The 20592-nt window shown below is 73.9% G+C and carries 15 protein-coding genes; 6 read left to right on the top strand and 9 right to left on the bottom strand.

Annotation, left to right across the window (positions count from 1 at the left end; genetic code table 11):
• Positions 1-55: 55 nt before the first annotated feature.
• From ACZ7L0_RS00665 to ACZ7L0_RS00685, 5 genes are all read right to left on the bottom strand, one after another.
• Positions 56-2182, bottom strand: a complete 2127-nt coding sequence (locus tag ACZ7L0_RS00665) for a xanthine dehydrogenase family protein molybdopterin-binding subunit (RefSeq protein WP_471240189.1) — start codon at positions 2180-2182, stop codon at positions 56-58.
• A gap of 6 nt (positions 2183-2188) precedes the next feature.
• Entirely contained in the window at positions 2189-3184 is a 996-nt protein-coding gene (locus ACZ7L0_RS00670; protein WP_471240190.1) for an FAD binding domain-containing protein, read from the bottom strand.
• Complete coding sequence (locus ACZ7L0_RS00675; protein WP_471240191.1) at positions 3181-3780, bottom strand: 2Fe-2S iron-sulfur cluster-binding protein; 600 nt, start codon at positions 3778-3780, stop codon at positions 3181-3183. The genes ACZ7L0_RS00670 and ACZ7L0_RS00675 overlap by 4 nt, the downstream gene beginning before the upstream one ends.
• Positions 3781-3883: 103 nt before the next feature.
• Complete coding sequence (locus ACZ7L0_RS00680; RefSeq protein WP_471240192.1) at positions 3884-4750, bottom strand: SCO4651 family lipoprotein; 867 nt, start codon at positions 4748-4750, stop codon at positions 3884-3886.
• Between the two features lie 71 nt (positions 4751-4821).
• A complete protein-coding gene (locus ACZ7L0_RS00685; RefSeq protein ID WP_471240952.1) occupies positions 4822-6714 on the bottom strand; it encodes an ABC transporter ATP-binding protein in 1893 nt (630 codons plus the stop codon).
• A gap of 183 nt (positions 6715-6897) precedes the next feature.
• On the opposite strand from ACZ7L0_RS00685, the gene ACZ7L0_RS00690 reads away from it, so the two are divergent.
• From ACZ7L0_RS00690 to ACZ7L0_RS00700, 3 genes are all read left to right on the top strand, one after another.
• On the top strand, positions 6898-7872 hold the full coding sequence (locus ACZ7L0_RS00690) for a lysylphosphatidylglycerol synthase transmembrane domain-containing protein (RefSeq protein WP_471240193.1): 975 nt from the start codon (positions 6898-6900) through the stop codon (positions 7870-7872).
• A gap of 218 nt (positions 7873-8090) precedes the next feature.
• Positions 8091-9182, top strand: coding sequence for a mechanosensitive ion channel family protein (locus tag ACZ7L0_RS00695; RefSeq protein WP_471240194.1), 1092 nt, complete (start codon positions 8091-8093; stop codon positions 9180-9182).
• 633 nt (positions 9183-9815) lie between these two features.
• Positions 9816-10217 carry a DUF4186 domain-containing protein gene (locus tag ACZ7L0_RS00700; protein ID WP_471240195.1) on the top strand — a complete coding sequence of 134 codons (402 nt, stop codon included), beginning with the start codon at positions 9816-9818 and terminating at the stop codon, positions 10215-10217.
• On the opposite strand, the gene ACZ7L0_RS00705 is transcribed toward ACZ7L0_RS00700, so the two are convergent.
• Positions 10214-11764, bottom strand: coding sequence for a M1 family metallopeptidase (locus tag ACZ7L0_RS00705; protein WP_471240196.1), 1551 nt, complete (start codon positions 11762-11764; stop codon positions 10214-10216). The two genes, ACZ7L0_RS00700 and ACZ7L0_RS00705, sit on opposite strands and share 4 nt — an antisense overlap.
• Before the next feature lie 208 nt (positions 11765-11972).
• On the opposite strand from ACZ7L0_RS00705, the gene ACZ7L0_RS00710 reads away from it, so the two are divergent.
• A complete protein-coding gene (locus ACZ7L0_RS00710; RefSeq protein WP_471240197.1) occupies positions 11973-14192 on the top strand; it encodes an NADP-dependent isocitrate dehydrogenase in 2220 nt (739 codons plus the stop codon).
• Between the two features lie 104 nt (positions 14193-14296).
• Positions 14297-15094: an N-formylglutamate amidohydrolase gene (locus ACZ7L0_RS00715; protein WP_471240198.1), complete on the top strand. Its 798-nt coding sequence runs from the start codon at positions 14297-14299 to the stop codon at positions 15092-15094.
• Between the two features lie 213 nt (positions 15095-15307).
• Here ACZ7L0_RS00715 and ACZ7L0_RS00720 read toward each other — a convergent pair whose 3' ends face one another.
• The 3 genes from ACZ7L0_RS00720 to ACZ7L0_RS00730 are packed head-to-tail and all read right to left on the bottom strand — an operon-like array spanning position 15308 to position 17864.
• A complete protein-coding gene (locus ACZ7L0_RS00720; protein WP_471240953.1) occupies positions 15308-15787 on the bottom strand; it encodes a hypothetical protein in 480 nt (159 codons plus the stop codon).
• Between the two features lie 5 nt (positions 15788-15792).
• Entirely contained in the window at positions 15793-16431 is a 639-nt protein-coding gene (locus ACZ7L0_RS00725) for an RNA polymerase sigma factor (RefSeq protein WP_471240199.1), read from the bottom strand.
• On the bottom strand, positions 16428-17864 hold the full coding sequence (locus ACZ7L0_RS00730) for a S8/S53 family peptidase (RefSeq protein WP_471240200.1): 1437 nt from the start codon (positions 17862-17864) through the stop codon (positions 16428-16430). The genes ACZ7L0_RS00725 and ACZ7L0_RS00730 overlap by 4 nt, the downstream gene beginning before the upstream one ends.
• Before the next feature lie 121 nt (positions 17865-17985).
• On the opposite strand from ACZ7L0_RS00730, the gene ACZ7L0_RS00735 reads away from it, so the two are divergent.
• Positions 17986-20589: a CHAT domain-containing protein gene (locus ACZ7L0_RS00735; protein ID WP_471240201.1), complete on the top strand. Its 2604-nt coding sequence runs from the start codon at positions 17986-17988 to the stop codon at positions 20587-20589.
• The last annotated feature ends 3 nt before the right edge of the window (positions 20590-20592 follow it).

Consider the following 20592-nt stretch of genomic DNA (forward strand, 5'->3'; position numbering starts at 1 on the left):
TCTCGTGTCCGGATCCACCATTGTCCGCCGACCGGAGCCGGAACGCGGAACGTCGTCACGGCCCCGACAGCCGGGTCAGCACCCGGTCCGGGGTGAGCGGCAGTTCGCGGAAGCGGATGCCGGTGGCGTGGTGGACGGCGTTGCCGATGGCCGCGGGGGTGCCGACGATGCCGATCTCGCCGATGCCCTTGCTGCCCATGGGGTTGAGGTGGGGGTCGTCCTCCTCGATCCAGTGCGCCTCGATGTCGGGCACGTCGGCGTGCGCGGGCACGTGGTACGAGGCGAGGTCCGACTCGGTGAAGTCGCCGAAGGCGGCGTCCATGGTGCTGCCCTCGGTCAGCGCCATGCCGAGGCCCATGGTCATGCCGCCGACGAACTGGGAGCGGGCGGTGCGGGCGTTGAGGATCCGTCCGGCCGCGTAGACGCCGAGCAGCCGGCGTACCCGGACCTCGCCGGTGACGGTGTCGACGGCGACCTCGGCGAAGTGGGCGCCGAAGGCGTGGCGCGCGTACGGGCTGTCGGCGTCGGCGCGGCCCGTGGTGTCCGCCCGCTCGGCGAGACCGGTGTCGGGCAGCGGCCCGGTGTGGCCCGCCAGGCGGGCGGCGAGCCGGGTGCACGCCTCGTGCACGGCCCAGCCCCAGGAGGCGGTGCCGGAGGAGCCGCCCGCCAGCGAGGCGGACGGCAGGTCGCTGTGGCCGACCTCGCTGCGCACCCGTTCGAGCGGTACGCCGAGGGCGTCGGCCGCCACCTGCGCGAGCACGGTACGGGCGCCGGTGCCGATGTCGGCGGCGTTGATCCGCACCACGAAGGTGCCGTCCGGCAGCGCGTGGGCGGTCGCGGTGGACGGCATGGCCTGGACGGGGTAGGTCGCCGCGGCCACGCCCGTGCCGATGAGCAGCGGGCCCTCGGACCGGACCGCGGGATGCGGGTCGCGGCGCGCCCAGTCGAAACGGCGGGCGCCCTCCCGCAGGCACTCCACCAGGTGCCGGCTGCTGAACGGCAGGCCGCTGTCGGGCTCGCGGTCCGGTTCGTTGAGGATCCGCAGCTCCACCGGGTCCTCGCCGAGCGCGTCGGCGAGCTCGTCCATCGCGGACTCCAGGACGTACATGCCGGGCGCCTCGCCGGGGGCGCGCATCCAGGAGGGGCTCGGCACGTCCAGCGGTACGGCCCGGTGGCAGGTGCGCAGGTGGGGGGCGGCGTACATGACCCGGGCGGGGACCGCCGCCTGTTCCACGAACTCCCGGACGCGGGAGGTGTACGTGGTCACCTCGTGCAGGAGCGTGGTCAGGCGGCCGTCGGCGGTGGCGCCCAGACGTACCCGGTGCAGGGTGGGGGCGCGGTGGCCGACCACGGCGGCCAGGTACTTGCGCGGCAGGTTGACGGTCACCGGCCGGCCGGTGTGGCGTGCGGCCAGCGCGGCCAGGACTACGTCGGGGCGCGGGGTGCCCTTGGAGCCGAAGCCCCCGCCGACGTGTTCGGCGACGACGGTGACGTGGTCCTCCGGCATGTCGAACAGTCCGGCGAGCACGGAGCGGACGGTGGTGCCGCCCTGGCTGGAGGTGTACACGGTGAGCCGGTCCCGGGCACGGTCCCAGTGCGCGGTGGTGGCGTGCGGCTCCATGGGGTGGTTGTGCAGGGGCGGCACCCGGTACCCGGTGTCCACGCGGACGGGGGCCGCGGCGAAGGCGCCGTCCGGGTGGCCGTGCTCGGTGCGGGCGGGCACGCCGGCGTTGGCCTCCTCGGGTTCGTACGCGTCGGGGTGATCCGGTCGGAGCGTCGCGTCGTGCTCCTCGGTGGCGTACGTGACGCGGACCGCCCGGGCGCCGGCGCGGGCCGCCTCCGGGGTGTCGGCGACGACCAGGGCGACGAACCAGCCCCGGTGCGGCACCCGGGGGTTCTGCAGGACGGCGAGGGTGGCGTCCTCCGGTTCGGCGAGCCGGGGGGCGTTCTCGTGGGTGAGGACGGTCAGGACGCCGGGGACCTCGCGGGCGGCGGCCGGGTCGATCGCGGTGACCCGGCCGCGGGCGACGGTGGCGGGCACGGGCCAGGCGTGGGCGCGGCCGGGCAGGGGGTGCTCGGCCGCGTAGCGGGCCTGGCCGGTGACCTTCTCCCGGCCTTCCCGGCGTTCGGCCGGGGCGCCCAGGGCGCTGCCGGTGGGGGCCATGGTGTTCTCCTGTGACATTCCGGTTCAGCTCCTGGCGGGGGCCGGCGCGAGCCTGGTCAGGACGTCCAGGGCGAGGTTGTGGGCGAGGGGCACCTTGTAGGCGTTGTCGCGCAGCGGCTCGGCGGCGTCGAGTTCGAGGTCGACGGCGCCCTCGAAGGCGGGCTGGGTGGCGGCGGCGCCCAGCAGGGCCTCCTCCGCCAGCCGGGCCCGCCACGGCCGGTGCGCGAGGGCGCCGAAGGCCAGGCCGACCTGGGTGACCACGCCGTCGGTCACCCGCAGCAGCACGGCGACGGAGGCGAGCGCGAAGGCGTACGAGGCCCGGTCGCGGGCCTTGCGGTAGGCGGAGGGGGCCCCCGCGGTGGCGGCCGGGAGCACCACGCCGGTGATCAGTTCGCCGGGCCGGATCTCGGTGTCCCGCTCCGGGTGGTCGCCGGGCAGCCGGTGGAAGTCGGCCACCGGAACGCTCCGGCTGCCCTCGGCGCCGTACAGCTCGACGTGGGCGTCGAGGGCGGTGAGGGCGACCGCCATGTCGGAGGGGTGGGTGGCGATGCAGTGCGGGGAGTGGCCGAGGACCGCGTGGTCGCGGTGCACGCCGTCGCGGGCGGCGCAGCCGGTGTGGGGCTCGCGTTTGTTGCAGGGCTTGGACAGGTCCTGGAAGTAGGGGCAGCGGGTGCGCTGCAGCAGGTTGCCGCCGGTGGTGGCGGCGTTGCGCAGCTGGCCGGAGGCGCCCGCGAGCAGTGCCTGGGACAGCGCGGGGTAGCGGTCGCGGACCAGCGGGTGGGCCGCGAGGTCGCTGTTGCGGACCGTGGCGCCGACCCGCAGCGAGCCGTCGGGCAGCTCCTGGACCGTGTCCAGGGGCAGGCGGCTGACGTCGACGAGGACGTCCGGCCGGGCCACGCCCAGTTTCATCAGGTCGACCAGGTTGGTGCCGCCGCCGAGGTACTGGGCGCCGGGGTGCGCGGCGTACGCCTCGGCGGCCTCCTCGACGCTGCGGGCCCGTACGTATCCGAAGGACTTCACCGGTTCACGTCCTCCACGGCCTCGACGATGCGCGGGTAGGCCCCGCAGCGGCAGAGGTTGCCGCTGAGCCGTTCGCGGATCTCCGCCCGGTCCAGCTGCACGGGCCGGCCGGAGGGGGCCGCGGGGTCGGTGACGTGGGAGGGGTGACCGGCCGCGGCCTCGGCCAGGGCGCCCACGGCGGAGCAGATCTGGCCCGGTGTGCAGTACCCGCACTGGAAGGCGTCGCGGTCCAGGAAGGCCCGTTGCAGGGGGTGCGGTTCCTCCTCGCCGTCGCCCGCGAGGCCCTCGACGGTGGTGACCTCGCTGCCGTCGAGGGTGACGGCGAGCAGCAGGCAGCTGTTGATCCGGCGCCCGTCGACCAGGACCGTGCAGGCGCCGCACTGGCCGTGGTCGCAGCCCTTCTTGGCTCCGGTGAGGTCGAGGTCCTCGCGCAGGAGGTCCAGCAGGGCGCGCCGGTGGTCGACGAGGAGGGTGTGGGGTTTTCCGTTCACCCGGAGGGTGACTTCCGAGTGGTGCGGGGCCGGTGGCGCGGTGCGCGCCGGTCCGGTCGCGTCGTCTGGGATCTCGGGGATCTCGTCGTGCGTCTCGCTGCCCATGGGGTGGCTGACCTTCCGGACGGGCCGTGCTGCCGTGCTGACCGCGTATCCAGGCTGCGGCACCTGACACGTTCCGGCACCTCGGGAGCGCGTTCGGCCGTGCTCAGCCGGTCTGCGCGGAGCCGCCCGCCTTGGTCAGCCGGCCGGTGATGTCGGCGGTGTCCGAGGCTGGGGGCGTCGCGACGCTCACCTTCGTACCGAAGTCCGTGAACCGCAGGACGGTGGTGCTCACCACCTGGGTGTCGCGCTTGCCCGGCGTCCGGTCCTTGAGGGGGTGCAGGGACAGGCGGACGCTCTCCTGCCTGAGGCGCCCCCGGTCGTCCAGCCACAGGTCGACCGGCAGTGAGGACCTGCCCAGCTGCCGCCGGAGTTCCGCGGCCTGGCCGGTGCCGCCGGAGGCCAGCGCCGACACGGGCACCGCCACGCGGTAGTGGGTGGTGCGGGTGCCGTCGATGGTCTGGGTGCCGAGGCGGGTGACGTCCCGGGAGCCGACGCCCTTGAGGTAGCGCAGCGGCTCGGCGGGGTCACTGGCCCCGGTCCGCCCGGCGGAGCCGGAGCGGGCGAGCCGGGCGAGGTCGATCTTCATCCAGGTCTTGCCGTGGGGTACGGTGCCCCGCTGCCCGCCGGACGGCTTCTGGTAGACCACGCCGTCGACGACGCGCTGCTCGATCTCGGTGCCCTGCGAGGTGAGCGTCATCCGGCTGGCGCCCTCGGCCAGGTCCACCACGCCGCTGCCGTGCGCGGTGACGGCCTGCCCGTCGGCGACGGCCTTGGTGCTCACCGTCATCCTGGCGGTGTCCGCTGCCACGGTCTTGCGGTAGGCGTCCTGGACGGCCTGTGCCTTCGGCGTCGCGCTCGCCCCGCTCTTCGCGTCGCCGCCCGCCCCGGAGCCGTCCTCGCTGCCGCAGCCGGCCAGTCCGGCGGCGAGGACGAGCGTGGCCACGGCACTTCCGATCTGCGCTTTCGACACGATGTCTGCCTCCCAAGTCGGGTGTACGGGCACGTACTTGACCCGTCCTCGGGTGCCCAGCCCGGCGCCGGTCACGCCCCGGCCGGCACCTCGGCCCCGGTCTCGGCGTCCCGCTTCTCGAACTGGGTGCGGTACAGCTGCGCGTACCGGCCGCCGGCGCTCAGGAGTTCCTCGTGCGTGCCCCGCTCCACGATGTGCCCCGCCTCGACGACCAGGATCAGGTCGGCGGCCCGGACGGTGGACAGGCGGTGGGCGATCACCAGGGCGGTACGGTCCCGCAGCGCCTCCGTGAGGGCCTCCTGCACGGCCGCCTCGGAGGTGTTGTCCAGGTGGGCGGTGGCCTCGTCGAGGATGACGACGCGCTGCCGGGCCAGCAGCAGCCGGGCGATGGTCATCCGCTGCCGCTCGCCGCCGGAGAGGCGGTAGCCGCGTTCGCCGACCACCGTGTCCAGGCCGTCGGGCAGGGAGCGTACGACCTCGTCGAGACGGGCGCGGCCGAGCGCGTCCCAGAGTTCGTCGTCGTCCGCGTCGGGGCGGGCCAGCAGCAGGTTGGCCCGGACGGTGTCGTGGAAGAGGTGGCCGTCCTGGGTGACCATGCCGAGGGTGGCGCGCAGGGAGGCGGCGGTCAGGTCGCGGACGTCGACGCCGCCGACCCGGACGGCGCCCTCGTCGACGTCGTACAGGCGCGGCAGCAGCTGGGCGACGGTCGACTTGCCGGCGCCGGAGGAGCCGACCAGGGCGACGGTCTGCCCTGGTTCGGCGCGGAAGGTGACACCGTGCAGGACCTCGGCGCCGCCGCGGCCGTCAAGGGTCGCGACCTCCTCCAGGGAGGCGAGGGAGACCTTGTCGGCGGCCGGGTAGCCGAAGCGGACGCCGTCGAACTCCACCGCCACGGGCCCCTCGGGCACGTCGCGGGCGTCCGGCTTCTGCGCTATGAGCGGCTTCAGGTCGAGCACCTCGAAGACCCGCTCGAAGCTGACGAGTGCGCTCATGATCTCGACGCGGGCCCCGGCGAGCGCGGTGAGCGGCGCGTACAGCCGGGTCAGCAGCAGCGCCAGGGACACCACCGCGCCGGGCTCCAGGTGGCCGCGCAGCGCGAACCAGCCGCCGAGGCCGTAGACCAGGGCGAGGGCCAGGGACGACACCAGGGTCAGGGCGGTGATGAAGGCCGACTGGGCGGTCGCCGTACGGATGCCGATGTCCCGGACCCGGGCGGCGCGGGCCGCGAACTCGGCCGACTCCTCCTCGGGGCGCCCGAACAGCTTGACCAGGGTGGCGCCGGGGGCGGAGAACCGCTCGGTCATCCGGGTGCCCATCGCCGCGTTGAGGGCCGCCGCCTCCCGCTGCATCCGGGCCATCCGGCTGCCCATCCGGCGCGCGGGCACCACGAACACCGGGAGCAGCACCAGCGCGAGCAGGGTGATCTGCCAGGACAGGGTGAGCATCACGGCGAGGGTGAGCAGCAGCGTGACGATGTTGCTGACGACGCCGGAGAGGGTGTTGCTGAAGGCGCGCTGGGCGCCGATGACGTCGTTGTTGAGACGGGAGACGAGCGCCCCCGTACGAGTGCGTGTGAAGAACGCGACCGGCATGCGCTGCACATGATCGAACACAGCCGTTCTCAGATCGAGGATGAGCGACTCCCCGAGCGTCGCCGAGAGCCGTCTGCTGAAGACGCCGAGGGCGGCCTCGGCCAGGGCGATCAGGGCGATGAGCACGGCCAGGCGTACGACCGTGCTCTCCTCGCCGTCCGACACGATCGCGTCCACGACGCGGCCGGCGAGCACGGGGGTCGCGACGGCCAGCAGCGCGGTCACCACCCCGAGCAGTACGAACCAGGCGATGCGGCGGCGGTGCGGGCGGGCGAAGGCGGCGATGCGGCGCAGGGTCGCCCGGGCGAAGGGGCGGCGCTCCTGCTGGGCGTTCATGACACTGTGCAACTGTGTCCACGCTGTGGTTTCCATGCTCATGGGAGAGAACGTAGAACCTCAAGCTCCGTTGAGGTCAATGTCCGCCCGCCGTCCCCTCGCAGGAAGGACCCGATGACCCCTCCCCCGCAGCTTCCCCCTCATCCGCTTCCCGTCCGTAAGCCGCCGGCCGTGCCCGCGCCATCCGGCGTTGACGCGGCGTGGAAAACCTCTGCGGATGTGACAGCGGTACAACTCCCCGAACTCCGCCCGGGACGACTCCCCCGACGCGTCCCCGTCCGCCAGGCCCTGTGCCTGGTCCCGCTCCTTCTCGTCACCGTGGCCGCGGTGCGGCACCGCTCCGTGCTCGCCGAGGGCTTCGGCCAGCTGCGGACGGCGTCCTGGCCGTGGCTGCTGGCCGCGGCCGGCGCGACCTGTCTGACCTGGGTCGCCGCCGCCTTCACCCGGCAGGGCGCCGTGGTGCAGTCACTGCCCAAGCGGCGGCTGCTGGCCACCCAGTTCGCGGCCGGCGCCGCCAACCACCTGCTGCCGACCGGGCTCGGCGCGAGCGCGGTGAACCTGCGGTTCATGACCGTGTGCGGGGTGCCGCTCGCCCGCTCCTCGGCCGCCCTCGCGCTCTACCTGCTCGCGGAGTGCGTCGGCCGGCTGGCCCTGCTGGCCGCGCTGCTGATCGCCTTCCCCGACGCGCTGCGGCCGGCCGGCCTGCTCCCCGCCGGGGCGCTGGGCCCGCTGCTGCTGGGCGCCGGTGCCGTGCTGCTGGTGGCGGCGGGCGCGCTGATGCTCGTACGACGGCTGCGCACGGCCGTTCTCTCCTTCCTTCGCACCGCGCTGGGCGAGGCGCGGTCGGTGCACGCCTGCCCGGCCCGGGCGCTGGCCCTGTGGGGCGGGTCGCTGGCGTTTCCCGCGCTGCAGGCGGCCGGGCTGGCCTCGGTGGGGCGGGCGCTGGGGCTGCCGGTGCCGGCGGCGCACATGGCGCTGGCCTATCTGGCGGCGACGGTCGCGGTGGCACTGGTCCCGACGCCGGGCGGGCTCGGCTCCGTCGAGGCCGCGCTGATCGTGGCCCTGGTCGCGGTGGGCGGTCCGGCGGCCGTGGCCACCGCCGTGGTCCTCGCCTACCGGATCATCACCGTGTGGGTACCGCTGGTGCCGGGGGCGCTGACGCTCGGGGCGCTGGTACGGCTGAAGGTCATCTGAGGGGCGGGCAACTCGCCGCGCTCATGGCCCGTTCGTCGCGCAGCGCGTACGAACTGCCGCCGTGGATACGGCAGGATGAACAGTCGCGCCGGTCGTCGACGTCGTACCGGCCGGCGCCACCGCACATCCCGGAAACGAGCAGGTGACAACGTGACGATTCTTCACACTGGGCCGCCGGCGACGCCGTTCGCCGCAGCTTCCCGCCCCGGAGGTGACCGGTGAACCGCGCGCTGACCCTGGACGATCTGATCCTGGCCGGCATCGCCCTGGCGGCGGGCCTGCTGGTCGCCTTCTCCTCGCGCACACTGCTGCGCTGGCTGGCGAAGCACGCCAAGCGCACCAAGTGGAGCGGCGACGACGTGGTCGTGGACGCGCTGCGCACGGTGGTGCCGTGGGCGGCGATCGCGGCCGGGGCGGCCGGCGCGGCGGCGGCGCTGCCGCTGACCCGGAGCGTCCAGCACCACACCAGCCAGTCCCTGCAGGTGCTGCTGATCTTCGTGGTGACCCTGTCGGCGGCCCGGGTGGTCGCCGGTCTGGTGCAGAGCGTCACCCAGTCCCGCTCCGGTGTCGCCGGGTCGGCCACGATCTTCGTCAACATCACCCGCGTCCTGGTCATGGCGATCGGGTTCCTGGTGGTGCTGCAGACCCTGGGCATCTCCATAGCGCCCCTGCTCACCGCCCTCGGCGTGGGCGGTCTGGCGGTCGCCCTGGCCCTGCAGGACACCCTCGCCAACCTCTTCGCGGGCATCCACATCCTCGCCTCCAAGACCGTGCAGCCCGGCGACTACATCCGGCTGAGCAGCGGTGAGGAGGGCTACGTCGTGGACATCAACTGGCGCCAGACGACGGTCCGCCAGCTCTCCAACAACCTGGTCGTCGTCCCCAACGGGGAGCTGGCGAAGAGCAACATGACCAACTTCACGCGCCCGGAGCAGGAGCTGACCATCCTGGTGCAGGTCGGGGTGAGCTACGACAGCGACCTCGACCATGTGGAGCGCGTCACCACGGAGGTCATCGCCGAGGTGATGACCGAGATCACCGGCGCCGTCCCCGACCACGAGCCCGCCATCCGCTTCCACACCTTCGGCGACTCCCGCATCGGCTTCACGGTCATCCTCGGCGTCGGCGAGTTCAGCGACCAGTACCGGATCAAGCACGAGTTCATCAAGCGCCTGCACCGCCGCTACCGCGAGGAGGGCATCCGCATCCCGGCCCCCACCCGCACGGTCGCCCTCCAGCAGGGCACGGTGGTGATACCCCAGCAGCGCAGCCCCGAGGACGCGACCTCGAACCCCGGAATCAGCGGCTGACCCCGTCGGACACCCGAGGCGGCCCGGCATCTGCACGCCTGCGCCCCCTGCCCGGTGACGCGGACGCCGACACCCACGGCCCCAATGGCACCGATCCCGGCCGCGACCCACCGGCCACACGATGTCGGCGGGGCCGACGCCCCTTGCCCGGCGATGCCCATTCCGGGCAACCGACACCAGGCGCTGAGGCTCACCGGCCCTGGCGACGCCCGTCCACGTCGGCGCCGCCCCCGCCCGGCGGCACCGCTGCCGGGCACAAGCGAGACGGACGCCGACGCCGACGGCCCGGCGACGCCCGCCCGGGCCGCAGCCTCACCGCCCGCAGAGCCGCCCGGGGCAGCCCGGCATCTCCGGACCCACGCCCCTTGCCCAGTGATGCCGCTGCCAGGCAGGCCACGCCGGACGCCGACGCTCACGGCCCCGGCAACGCCCGCCCGGGCCGCAATCGCCCCGCCGCACACCGCCCGCGGAGCCGCCCGGCAGGGCTTGGCCTCTCTCGCCGGTGGCGGGGCTGCGGCGCGGCCGGGGGCCCGGCGTACGTCCCTGTGCGCCACGCGCCCCTGCCCGGTCACGGGCGCCGCCGGGTCGGCGCCTCCGTGGTCGTGGGACCGGTCACCGTACGCTGGAGGCAGCATGGGCTCTGCCTCCGACTCCCCGGTTCCCGATCCGCCGGCCGCCGTGCTCGACCAGCGGCTGGACGCGATCGCGCGCCATCCGTTCCGGGCCGGATTCCATCTGCGCGGGCGGGAGCGGGCCACCGCGGAGCTCGGTGGCCCGGGCACGATGCGATGGCACGCCTATGACCTGATCGCCAGGCGGCTGGCGCCGGCCGAGCCGTACAAGGACGGCAGGCAGACGCCGTACCGCGGTCACCCGGTCTTCGTCGCCCAGCACGCCACCGCGACGTGCTGCCGTACGTGCCTCCAGCGCTGGCACGGGATCCCCAAGGGGCGGGAGCTGAGCCGCGTGGAGCGCGCCTACGTGGTGGCCGTCATCTGCCGCTGGATCGAGCGCGAGATGACCGGCGAGGGTTAGAGCGTGGCCGAGTTGTCGTGGTAGTGGCCGCCGCGCAGGCTGTGCGGCGCCGCCAGGGACGGGGTCACGGGGGTGACCGTCCAGTCGGGGTGGCCGGGCATGCGTGGGGTCTTGGTGCCGTAGAGCCAGTCCCGCAGGAAGCCGGACTGGTCCTGGCCGGAGACGCGCGAGGCGACGGCGATGTAGTCCTCGGTGGAGGCCGAGGAGTTCCGGAAGCACTGCAGGAAGGCGCGCTCGACCGCGTGGAAGACGTCCTCGCCGACCAGCTGCCGGAACGCGTACAGGACGAGGACCCCGCCCACGTAGCGCTGGCTGTCGAAGAGGTTGACGGCATTGGGCGCGGCGACCGGGCCCGAGTCGTGGCGCCACTGGTCGCCGCGGGCGTAGGTGTCCTTCATCCGGGCCTCCATGGTGGTCAGTCCCAGGGAGTCGGCCCAGCCGCGCTCGTAGCGGTACAGCAGCCCGTAGAAGTCGGCGTGGCCCTCGTTCAGCCAGAGGTCGGCCCAGGTGGCGGGGCTGACGCTGTTGCCGAAGTAGGAGTGGACCAGCTCGTGCATCATGTGCGAGCCGATCTTCTTCTCCTCCTGGAGCAGGAAGTTCGGCTTGTACAGGGTGAGGGTCTGGGTCTCCAGGCCGGTGAAGTCGAAGGCCTTCGGGTCGTCGGAGTTGCACGGCAGCAGGCCGTACGTCTCGAAGGGGTAGGCGCCCAGGCGGGCCTCCAGCCACTCCACCAGGCCGGGGGTGAGGGTGAGCGCCGGTTCGAGGGCGGCGGCGCGGGCCGTGGGCACCACATCGCGCAGGGGCAGCCCGTGCGGACCCTGCCGCTCCTTGACCACGTAGTCGCCGACGGTGATCTGGACCAGCTCGGTGGCCATCGGGGAGCGGGAGCGGTACGTGTACGCCGTACGGTCCCCGGACAGGTGCTCGGTACGGACCAGCAGGCCGTTCGCGACCCCGCGCAGCCCGTCCGGCACGGTGATCCGGAAGGTGAAGTCCGCCTTGTCCGACGGGTGGTCGTTGCACGGGAAGACGGTGTGCGCGGAGTCCGGCTGGCCGCACACCGCGAACCCGTCGGGGGTGACGACCCAGCCGGTGTGCGGGAGGCTGCGGCGCGGGTCGGCGGAGTACGCCACGCACACCGTGACCCGGTCCTTCGCCCGCAGGGCCTTGGCGGGGGTGATCCGCAGTTTCTCGTCCACCTGCTCGAAGTCGGCCCGGCACCCGTCGACGCGTATGGAGCGTATGTCCAGGCCGAGCGCGTCGAGCGAGAACCGGGTCAGCGGCCGGTCGGTGCGGATCCCCAGGGTCGCGGTCGCGTCGACCAGCCCGGTCGTGGGGTCGTACGCGAGGTCGAGGTCGTACGAGGAGACGCGGTAGCCGTCGTTGCCGAGGTCGGGGAAGACGGGGTCGCCGAGGGTCTCCGGGCCCGGGGCCGCCGGGTCGCCGCCGGTGCGGGCGGCGGCGTGGGCGGCGGAGCCCGCGGTCAGTGCGGTGGCCGTGCCGAGCAGGGCGACCGCGGGGGCCGTCACTCTGGTGCGATATCTCATGGTCCGCTTTCGCTGGGGCGGCCGGGTGGTCGGTCCGGCCGCCGGGGCAGTGGGCGATCTACCTTCTGGACCGCAGAATCGGCCCCCTCGGTTGCCCCTGGGCGACACCGATGTGATCCCGGCGTGTGGGCGGACCCCTGTCGAACGGACAGCCGCCACGAGATATCTTGATGTCGAGCAATGTTGCAGACGTGGAGCGGAGCACCCGGTGACTGACTCGACCATCATCTACACCTACACAGACGAGGCCCCGGCCCTGGCGACGCATTCGTTCCTGCCGGTGATCCAGGCGTACGCCTCGCAGGCCGGTGTCGACGTGGAGACTCGCGACATCTCGCTGGCCGGGCGCATCATCGCGGTGTTCCCGGAGTACCTGGACGAGGGCCAGCGCATCCCGGACGCCCTGTCGGAGCTGGGCGAGCTGGCCAAGACGCCCGAGGCCAACATCATCAAGCTGCCGAACATCTCGGCGTCCATCCCGCAGCTGAAGGCCGCGATCGCCGAACTGCAGGGCAAGGGCTACGCGTTGCCGGACTACCCGGACGACCCGAAGACGGACGAGGAGCGCGAGATCCGCGCCCGCTACGACAAGATCAAGGGCTCCGCCGTCAACCCGGTCCTGCGCGAGGGCAACTCCGACCGCCGCGCCCCCGCCTCGGTGAAGAACTACGCCAAGACCCACCCGCACCGCATGGGCGCCTGGACCTCTGAGTCCAAGACCAACGTGGCGACCATGGGCGTGGACGACTTCCGTTCCACCGAGAAGTCCGCCGTGATCTCCGAGGCCGGTGCGCTGCGCATCGAGCTGAAGGGCGACGACGGCTCCACCACCGTGCTGCGCGAGTCCGTGCCGGTCCTCGAGGGCGAGGTCGTCGACGCCTCCGTGATGCGCGTCGCCGCCCTGCGCGAGTTCCTCACGGCGCAGGTCGCCCGGGCCAAGGAGGAGGGCGTGCTCTTCTCCGTGCACCTGAAGGCCACGATGATGAAGGTCTCCGACCCGATCGTCTTCGGTCACGTGGTGCGCGCGTTCTTCCCGAAGACGTTCGCGAAGTACGGCGAGACGTTCGCCGCGGCCGGTCTGACCCCGAACGACGGTCTGGGCGGCATCTTCAAGGGCCTCGAGGCCCTGCCGAACGGCGAAGAGATCAAGGCCTCCTTCGACGCCGAGCTCGCCGAGGGCCCCGCGCTGGCCATGGTCGACTCCGACAAGGGCATCACCAACCTGCACGTGCCGTCCGACGTCATCGTCGACGCCTCCATGCCGGCCATGATCCGCACCTCCGGCCACATGTGGGGCCCGGACGGCCAGGAGGCCGACACCCTCGCGGTCCTGCCGGACTCGTCCTACTCCGGCGTCTACCAGGCCGTGATCGAGGACTGCCGCGCCAACGGTGCCTACGACCCGTCCACCATGGGCTCCGTCCCGAACGTCGGCCTCATGGCGCAGAAGGCCGAGGAGTACGGCAGCCACGACAAGACCTTCGAGATCGCGACCACCGGTACGGTCCGCCTGGTCGACCAGGCCGGCAACGTGGTCCTGGAGCAGACGGTCTCGGCCGGCGACATCTTCCGCGCCTGCCAGACCAAGGACGCCCCGATCAAGGACTGGGTGAAGCTGGCCGTCACCCGCGCCCGCGCCACCGGCGACCCGGCGGTGTTCTGGCTGGACGAGACCCGCGCCCACGACGCCAACCTGATCGCCAAGGTCGAGCAGTACCTGCAGGAGCACGACACCGAGGGCCTGGACATCCGGATCCTCAACCCGGTGGAGGCCACCAAGCTGTCGGTGGAGCGCATCCGCCGCGGCGAGAACACCATCTCCGTCACCGGCAACGTGCTCCGCGACTACCTGACCGACCTGTTCCCGATCCTGGAGCTGGGCACCAGCGCCAAGATGCTGTCGGTCGTCCCGCTGATGGCGGGCGGCGGCCTGTTCGAGACGGGCGCCGGCGGCTCCGCGCCGAAGCACGTCCAGCAGCTGGTCAAGGAGAACTACCTGCGCTGGGACTCCCTGGGCGAGTTCTTCGCCCTGGTGCCGTCCTTCGAGCAGTACGCGAAGACCACCGGCAACGCCCGCGCCCAGGTCCTCGCCGACACCCTCGACCGCGCCACGGCGACCTTCCTCAACGAGGACAAGTCCCCGACCCGTCGCGTCGGCGGCATCGACAACCGCGGCAGCCACTTCTACCTGTCCCTGTACTGGGCGCAGGAGCTGGCCCGGCAGACCGACGACGCGGACCTCGCCAAGGCGTTCGCGGCGTTCGCGGAGACGCTCGCCGCCAACGAGCAGAAGATCGTCGACGAGCTGGTCGCCGTCCAGGGCTCCCCGGCCGAGATCGGCGGCTACTACCAGCCCGACAAGGCCAAGGCGGATGCGGTCATGCGCCCGTCGGCCACCTGGAACGAGGCGCTCGCGTCCCTCAGCTGACGCGCGCGGTCCACGAGCCGTTCCCGTAACCGATCCCGCCCCGGCCGGCACCGCCCGGCCGGGGCGCGGTCGTCCCTCCCGCCACTCGCCCCTGGAGAGACCAAGTGTCCTTGGCCCCGCCGTCGTTCGAGCTCCTGCCCGGTGCCGACGACTCGCCCGTGATCCTGCACGTACCGCACTCGGCGCGGGCGATCCCGGAGGCCGTGCGGGCGGGGATCCTGCTGGACGACGCGGCGCTGGAGCGGGAGCTGGACCACATCACGGACGCGCACACCGCGGAGCTCGCCGAGGCGGCGGCCGGGCTGGCCGGGGTGACGCCCTGGCGGTTCGTCAACCGGCTGTCACGGCTGGTCGTCGACCCGGAGCGGTTCCCGGACGAGCGGGAGGAGATGCTCGCCGTCGGGATGGGCGCCGTGTACACGCGGACCACGCACCGGGCTCCGCTGCGCCCCGACGACGTCGACGCCGGGCCGCTGATCGACCGGTACTTCGGGCCGTACGCCCGGGCCATGACGGATGCGGTGGCCGGACGGCTGGCCGCGACCGGCCGGGCCGTCGTGATCGACGTGCACTCCTATCCCACCGAGGCGCTGCCCTACGAACTGCACGGCGCCGGGCCCCGCCCGCCGGTCTGCCTGGGCACCGATGCCTTCCACACACCACCGGAGCTCGCGGAACGGGCCCGCAAGGCGTTCGCGGAGTGCGGCGAGACGGGCCTGGACAGCCCCTTCAGCGGCGCGTACGTCCCCCTGGAGTTCTACGGCACCGAGCCACGCGTCAGCGCCCTGATGGTGGAGATCCGGCGGGACACCTATATGTCCGAGCCCGGCGGCCCCGCCGGAGCAGGCCTCTCCCACCTGGCGTCGGCGCTGGCCACCGTGCTCGACGGCATCCCCGGCTGACACCCGCGCCCGGAACGGGTACCGGCCGCGGGGCAGCGCGTCAGTGGCGAACCGCCCCATGGCGTCCACCGCGCCCCGGACCGCCGCCTACGGGCCACCGACCACCCCGATGCCGACGCGGCCCACCCCGAAGCCCCGGTCGGAGCGCCGGTGGGCCGGAGCCGGGTCGCGTGCCCGCGGCCGTGGGTCGGGCGGTCGGCCGCGGGCGGGTCGTCAGGCCCGTAGCCACTCCGTGATGATGACGTCCGCTCCGGCTTGCAGTCGCAGGGCGAAGGGGCCCCCGGGGAGGGTGTCGCTGGTGAAGCGGCCCAGGGGGTCCGCCGCGAGGGGGGTGGCCGTCTGCGGGCCGCCGAGTACCTCGATGCGGGCGGGCTGCGGGGGCAGGAGCTGGCCCAGCAGACCGTCGCCGGTGACCTCGACGTCTACGGTCAGGTCACCGGCGCGGAAGGTGAGCATCCGCGGCACGTCCGTCGCGCCGCGGACCGGGAGGGCGTCGACCAGGGAGTCGAACGTGAGCTCGGCGACACGGGCGTCCAGGTCGTGCAACACGTACGCGTCGATGGCCAGTTGGCGCAGTTCGGCGGGGACGGGGTCGAGGATGGCGGCGGCCTGGCGCAGCTCCTCCTCCAGCGGTCCGCCGTCGAACCCGGCCTCGTCGAAGGGCTCTTCCGTCGGGAGGTCCTCCTCGTGCATGCCGCTCACACCGCCCCTCGTGCGTCGAGCCGTGCCCGCAGCCGGCGCAGACAGCGCTGGCGCAGGGGTCCGATACTGCCGACCGCGATGCCCAGGGCGGCGGAGACCTCCAGATAGCTGGGCGGTGGCGAGGCCATCAGGACACGCAGCAACTGGCGGCAGCGCTCGCCCAGTTCCTCGAACTCCTGCCACAGCCGCCGGATCCGCTCGGCCTCGGCCGCCGCCTCCTCCGAGTCCAGCAGCGACTGCTCCGGCGTACGGTCCTCGCTGACCCGGTCCAGGACCTGCGGATCGTCCGTCGGCATCAACCGGGTCAGCCCTTTGATCACCTTCAGGCACTCGTGCCGCGCGGTGCTCGCCAGCCACGACCCCGCCTTCTCCGGCTCCCGGATCCGGCCGAGGTGCTGGGCGAAGCGGAACCACACGGTCTGGTAGACCTCGGCGCAGTCGGCGTCGGAGAGCCGGTGCGCGCGCACGACGGACCACACCAGCGGACTCAGCCCCTCCACGAGCGCCTTCCAGGCCGCCGCGTCGCCGTCGACGGCTGACCGGACCAGCGCGCCGACATCTGCTCGGTCCACGGTTCCACCCCTCGTGTACGGCAAGTCATCGTACGCCGCGGAGGGGACGCATTCCGTCCTCATACGCCAGGAGCCAGTCGCGCGACGGGGACCGGGCGCCAGGTGGGTGGCCTCAGCGCCGGTACGTGCGCCCCGCGCACTTCCGCGTACTCGGTGCTGGACTCCAGCAGTTGCCTGCGTGCCGCGCGCGGGTCGCGCTCCTTGTGCGCCGTCATGTGGGCGGCGACCAGTCCGGCGGCGACCGGAGTGGCGAACGAGGTCCCGCTCCACTGCGCGAACCCCTCGAACATCACCTGGTCCGGCTTGCCCGAGGTGGTCGCCCGCTCCTCGGTCAGCACGCCGGTGTGGCTCGGGTACTGGCAGGTGCAGGCGTAGGCGAAGCCGTACCGGCAGGCGTCGTAGGTGGAGTGCTGGTACACGTACGGCACGGGCGCGTCGAAGCCGGTGAGGGCGCTGGTGAGCCGCTCGCCGGGCGCGTACACCCGCACCCAGGGGCCGTGGTTGGTGAAGCAGGCGCCGAACTCGCCGTCGCCGCGCAGCGCGCCGACCGAGAGCACCGCGTCCTCGTACCCGGGCAGGGTGGCGTAGGCGGCGGGCCAGAACGGGGTGGCGCTGGCGTTGTTGCCGGCCGCCGCCACCAACAGGGTGGCCTGCTCGCGCAGTTCGCGCATGAAGGCGTCGACGCCGAGCAGGCCGTCGGTGCGGCCGTTGGAGGTGCCGGCGGAGAGGCTGATGATGTCGGGCCAGCCGCCCCGGTCGACGGCCTCGAAGAGCCTGGCACCGAAGTCGGACTCCAGGATGGCGCCGGCGTCGTCGAGGGTGCCCCGGACGGTGACGTCGGTGTTGGGCGCGACGGCCGCGACCAGCCCGGCGATGAAGGTGCCGTGGCCGACGTACTGCCTGAGGACGCCCCCGCCGTCGGTCTCCCGGACCTGGCCGTCGCCGTCGGTGTGGGCGAGCAGCGGGCAGGACCGGTAGTCGTGCATGAGGCCGGTGTCGACGACGAGGACGCCGACGGCGGTGTCCGGGTCGTACGGCGTACCGTCCGCCGCCGGGTTGGACGGCTCGCTGAGGGGGGCGGGCACCGGTTCGTCACCGGGGCAGGCGTTGACCGCGATGGACACCACGTGGTTGCGGCTGACGAGCCGGCGCCCCTGGCGTCCCTCGTGCTCGCGCAGCGCCCGCAGCGCGTGCGCCACGGTGTGGTCGCCGCCGCGGCCCCCCTCGCCCGGGTCGCCGACCCGGATGCGGGTGACGCCGGTCCGGTTGGTCTCGGGGCTCACCCGGCGCACCCGGTCCGCGACCAGGCCGGCGGCCTCGGTGAAGTGACCACGGACCGTGTCCTCGACGAGCCGGGCCTCCTCGCCGTCGCGGGCGAGGACCACGCCCTTCTCGTAGAAGAACTCGGCGGAGTCGTCCGGCCCCATCGCCAGGGGCACGTCCGGCATCGAGCGCTGGACCTGTTCGAACTGCTCGTGGAATCGCTGAGGTGCCATGGCATGTCCTCCCCCTGAGGCCGGTGGTCGTCAGTCTGAGCCCCGCGGCGGCCCATTGATACAGCTTCGTACGGCGCCGGACCGTGTTGAGGGGTGTCCCGGGGCCACTACCATCCGAGGAGTGACAGCGGGAAACGCGTCGGTCCTGGAACTGCTGCCGATGGTGTTCGCCGCCCCCAACGAGGCCCTGGCCGGGGCCCAGCGGGTGCTGGACGCCGATCCGTCGCCGTCGCACGCCTCCGTCGCCCACCAGGTGATCGGCATCTGGCACCGGGACTTCGGCGACCTGAGGATCGCCCTCGGCCACTTGCGGCGCGCCCGCGATCTCGCGGCCCGCGCGGAGTCGGCCGACCGGGAGGCGGACGTCCTCGCCACCCTCGGGGTCGCGTTGGTGCATTCGGGGCGCACACGGCAGGGGCTCGCCGCGTTCGAGCGCGGGGTCGCGCGCGGCACCGGGCACACCCGGGCCCGGGTGCTGTACCGCCGGGCGTACGTCTGGTGGGTGCTGGGCCACCACCGGGAGGCGCTGGAGGACGTACGCCGGGCGATACCGGTGCTGCGGCAGGCCGACGACGTGATCTGGACGGCGCGGGCGCTGACCCTGCGGGCCACCGTGCATCTGGCGCTGGGCGCGGTGGAGCGGGCGGACGCCGACTTCACGGCGGCGGAGCGGCTGTGGGAGACCACCGGCCAGGAGCACGACAAGGCCGACGCGGTGGAGAGCCGGGGCCTGGCCGCGTTCCGGTCCGGCGACATCCCGGCGGCGCTCAGTCTGCTCGACGAGGCCGAGGAGCGGTACGCCAAGCTGGGCACCCCGACGTTCATGCTGTGCATCCGGCGCTGCGAGGTGCTGATGGCCGCCGGGCTCGCCCCGGAGGCGCTCGCCGAGGCGGACGCGGCCATCGCGGCGCTCGACGAGATCGGCGGGCAGTCCACCCGCAAGGCCGAACTGCTGCTGGCCGCCGCCCGGGCCGCCCGCTCGGCCGGGGACGCGCACACCGCGATCGCACGGGCCGCCGTCGCCGTACGGCTGTTCGCCGGGCAGCGGCGCACCTGGTGGGAGACGCATGCCCGGCTGGTGCTGATCGAGGCGCGGGTGGCGGCCGGGCGCCGGTCGGGGCGGATGGTCGCGGACGCGGCCGGGGTCGCCGAGCAGCTGGCCTCCTTCGGTTCGCCCGCCGCGCCGGAGGCCTCGCTGCTCGCGGGCCGGATCGCACTCGCCCTGGGCTGGACGGCGGACGCGGAACGCCATCTGGCCGTGGCCGCCCGCAGCAGACGGGCCGGGCCGCCGCTGGCGCGGATGACGGGCTGGGCGGCGCAGGCGCTCAGGGCCCGCGCGGCCGGTTCCGGGCGGGGTGTGCTGGAGGCGTGCCGTCGCGGTCTGGACGTCCTCGACGACCACCGCATGACGCTGGGCGCCTCGGAGCTCAGGGCCCGGGCCACGGCCCAGGGCGCGGAGCTGGCGGCGCTGGCCCAGCAGGCGGGCCTGGCCCGGGGCGGCCCGCGGCGGCTGCTGGAGTGGAGCGAGCGGTGGCGGGCCACCGTGCTGGCCGCGCCGCCCACCCGGCCGCCCGCCGACCCGGCCCTGCTCAGCGGCCTGACCGCGTTCCGGGAGATCGCCGCCCGCGCGGAGGCCGCCCGCGTGGACGGCCGTCCGGTGCCCGCCCTGGAACGCGAACAGCGGCGCCTGGAGCGGGAGATCCGCTCCCGCACCCTGCACATGCGCGGTGTGACGCCCGGTTACGGGGACCGCTTCGAGCCCGGGCGCCTGCTGGGGCGGCTCGGTGACACCCGGCTGGTCGAACTGGCCGTGCTGGACGGGCGGGTGCACGTGCTGCTGTGCGGGCGGGGGCGGGTGCGGCGGTTCGAGGGCGGGGCGCTCGCGGAGGCGGTGGCCGAGGCAGAACACGTCCAGGCGGGGTTGCGCAGGCTCGCCCACCCGGGGGCGGAGGGCCGGCTGCCGGTGGTCGAGGCCGCGGGCCGCCGGCTGGAGGAGCTGCTGCTCGCCGGGGCGGTACGGCACCTGGGTCCGGGGCCGGTCGTGGTGGTGCCGCCCGGCGCGCTGCACCGGGTGCCCTGGGCGCTGCTGCCGTCGCTCAGGGAACGGGTGCTCAGCGTGTCGCCGTCGGCGGGCAGTTGGCTGCGCGCCCGTGAGACCGAACCGCCGCCGGGTGGCGGGCCCGTCCTGGTGCGCGGCCCGGGTCTGGCGACGGGCGGTGCCGAGGTGCCCGAACTCGCGGGCCGCTACGGCACGGCGACGGTCCTGGAGGGCGACGACGCGCAGGTGCCGCGTGTCCTGGAGGAGCTGGACGGCGCCGCGCTCGCCCATCTCGCCGCGCACGGCACGTTCCGCGCGGACAGCCCCCTGTTCTCGTCCCTGCGGATGGCCGACGGCCCGCTCATCGTGCACGACTTCGAACGCCTCGACCGCAGCCCGTACCGGATCATCCTCTCCAGCTGCGACACCGCGCGGCTCGCCTCGGTCGGCGCCGACGAGCTGCTCGGCCTGGTCACCGCGCTGCTGCCGCTGGGCACGGCCGGGGTGGTGGCGAGCAGCGCGCCGGTCAACGACGCGGCGGTGGTGCCGCTGATGCTCGCGCTGCACAAGGGCCTCGACGCGGGCCTGTCCCTCGCCGAGGCCCTCCGCGACGCCCGGGCGGCGCTGCCCGGGGACGCGGTGCACCAGGCGACGGGGTGGGCGTTCGCGGCGTTCGGGGCGGCCTGACGG

Source organism: Streptomyces sp. NPDC039424, from assembly GCF_055639495.1.

Coding starts and splice junctions, on each gene's coding strand:
- ACZ7L0_RS00665 (WP_471240189.1), bottom strand. CDS start 2,182: ATGTCACAGGAGAACACCATGGCCCCCACCGGCAGCGCCCTGGGCGCC.
- ACZ7L0_RS00675 (WP_471240191.1), bottom strand. CDS start 3,780: ATGGGCAGCGAGACGCACGACGAGATCCCCGAGATCCCAGACGACGCG.
- ACZ7L0_RS00685 (WP_471240952.1), bottom strand. CDS start 6,714: ATGGAAACCACAGCGTGGACACAGTTGCACAGTGTCATGAACGCCCAG.
- ACZ7L0_RS00700 (WP_471240195.1), top strand. CDS start 9,816: ATGGGCTCTGCCTCCGACTCCCCGGTTCCCGATCCGCCGGCCGCCGTG.
- ACZ7L0_RS00705 (WP_471240196.1), bottom strand. CDS start 11,764: ATGAGATATCGCACCAGAGTGACGGCCCCCGCGGTCGCCCTGCTCGGC.
- ACZ7L0_RS00720 (WP_471240953.1), bottom strand. CDS start 15,787: ATGCACGAGGAGGACCTCCCGACGGAAGAGCCCTTCGACGAGGCCGGG.
- ACZ7L0_RS00725 (WP_471240199.1), bottom strand. CDS start 16,431: ATGAGGACGGAATGCGTCCCCTCCGCGGCGTACGATGACTTGCCGTAC.
- ACZ7L0_RS00730 (WP_471240200.1), bottom strand. CDS start 17,864: ATGGCACCTCAGCGATTCCACGAGCAGTTCGAACAGGTCCAGCGCTCG.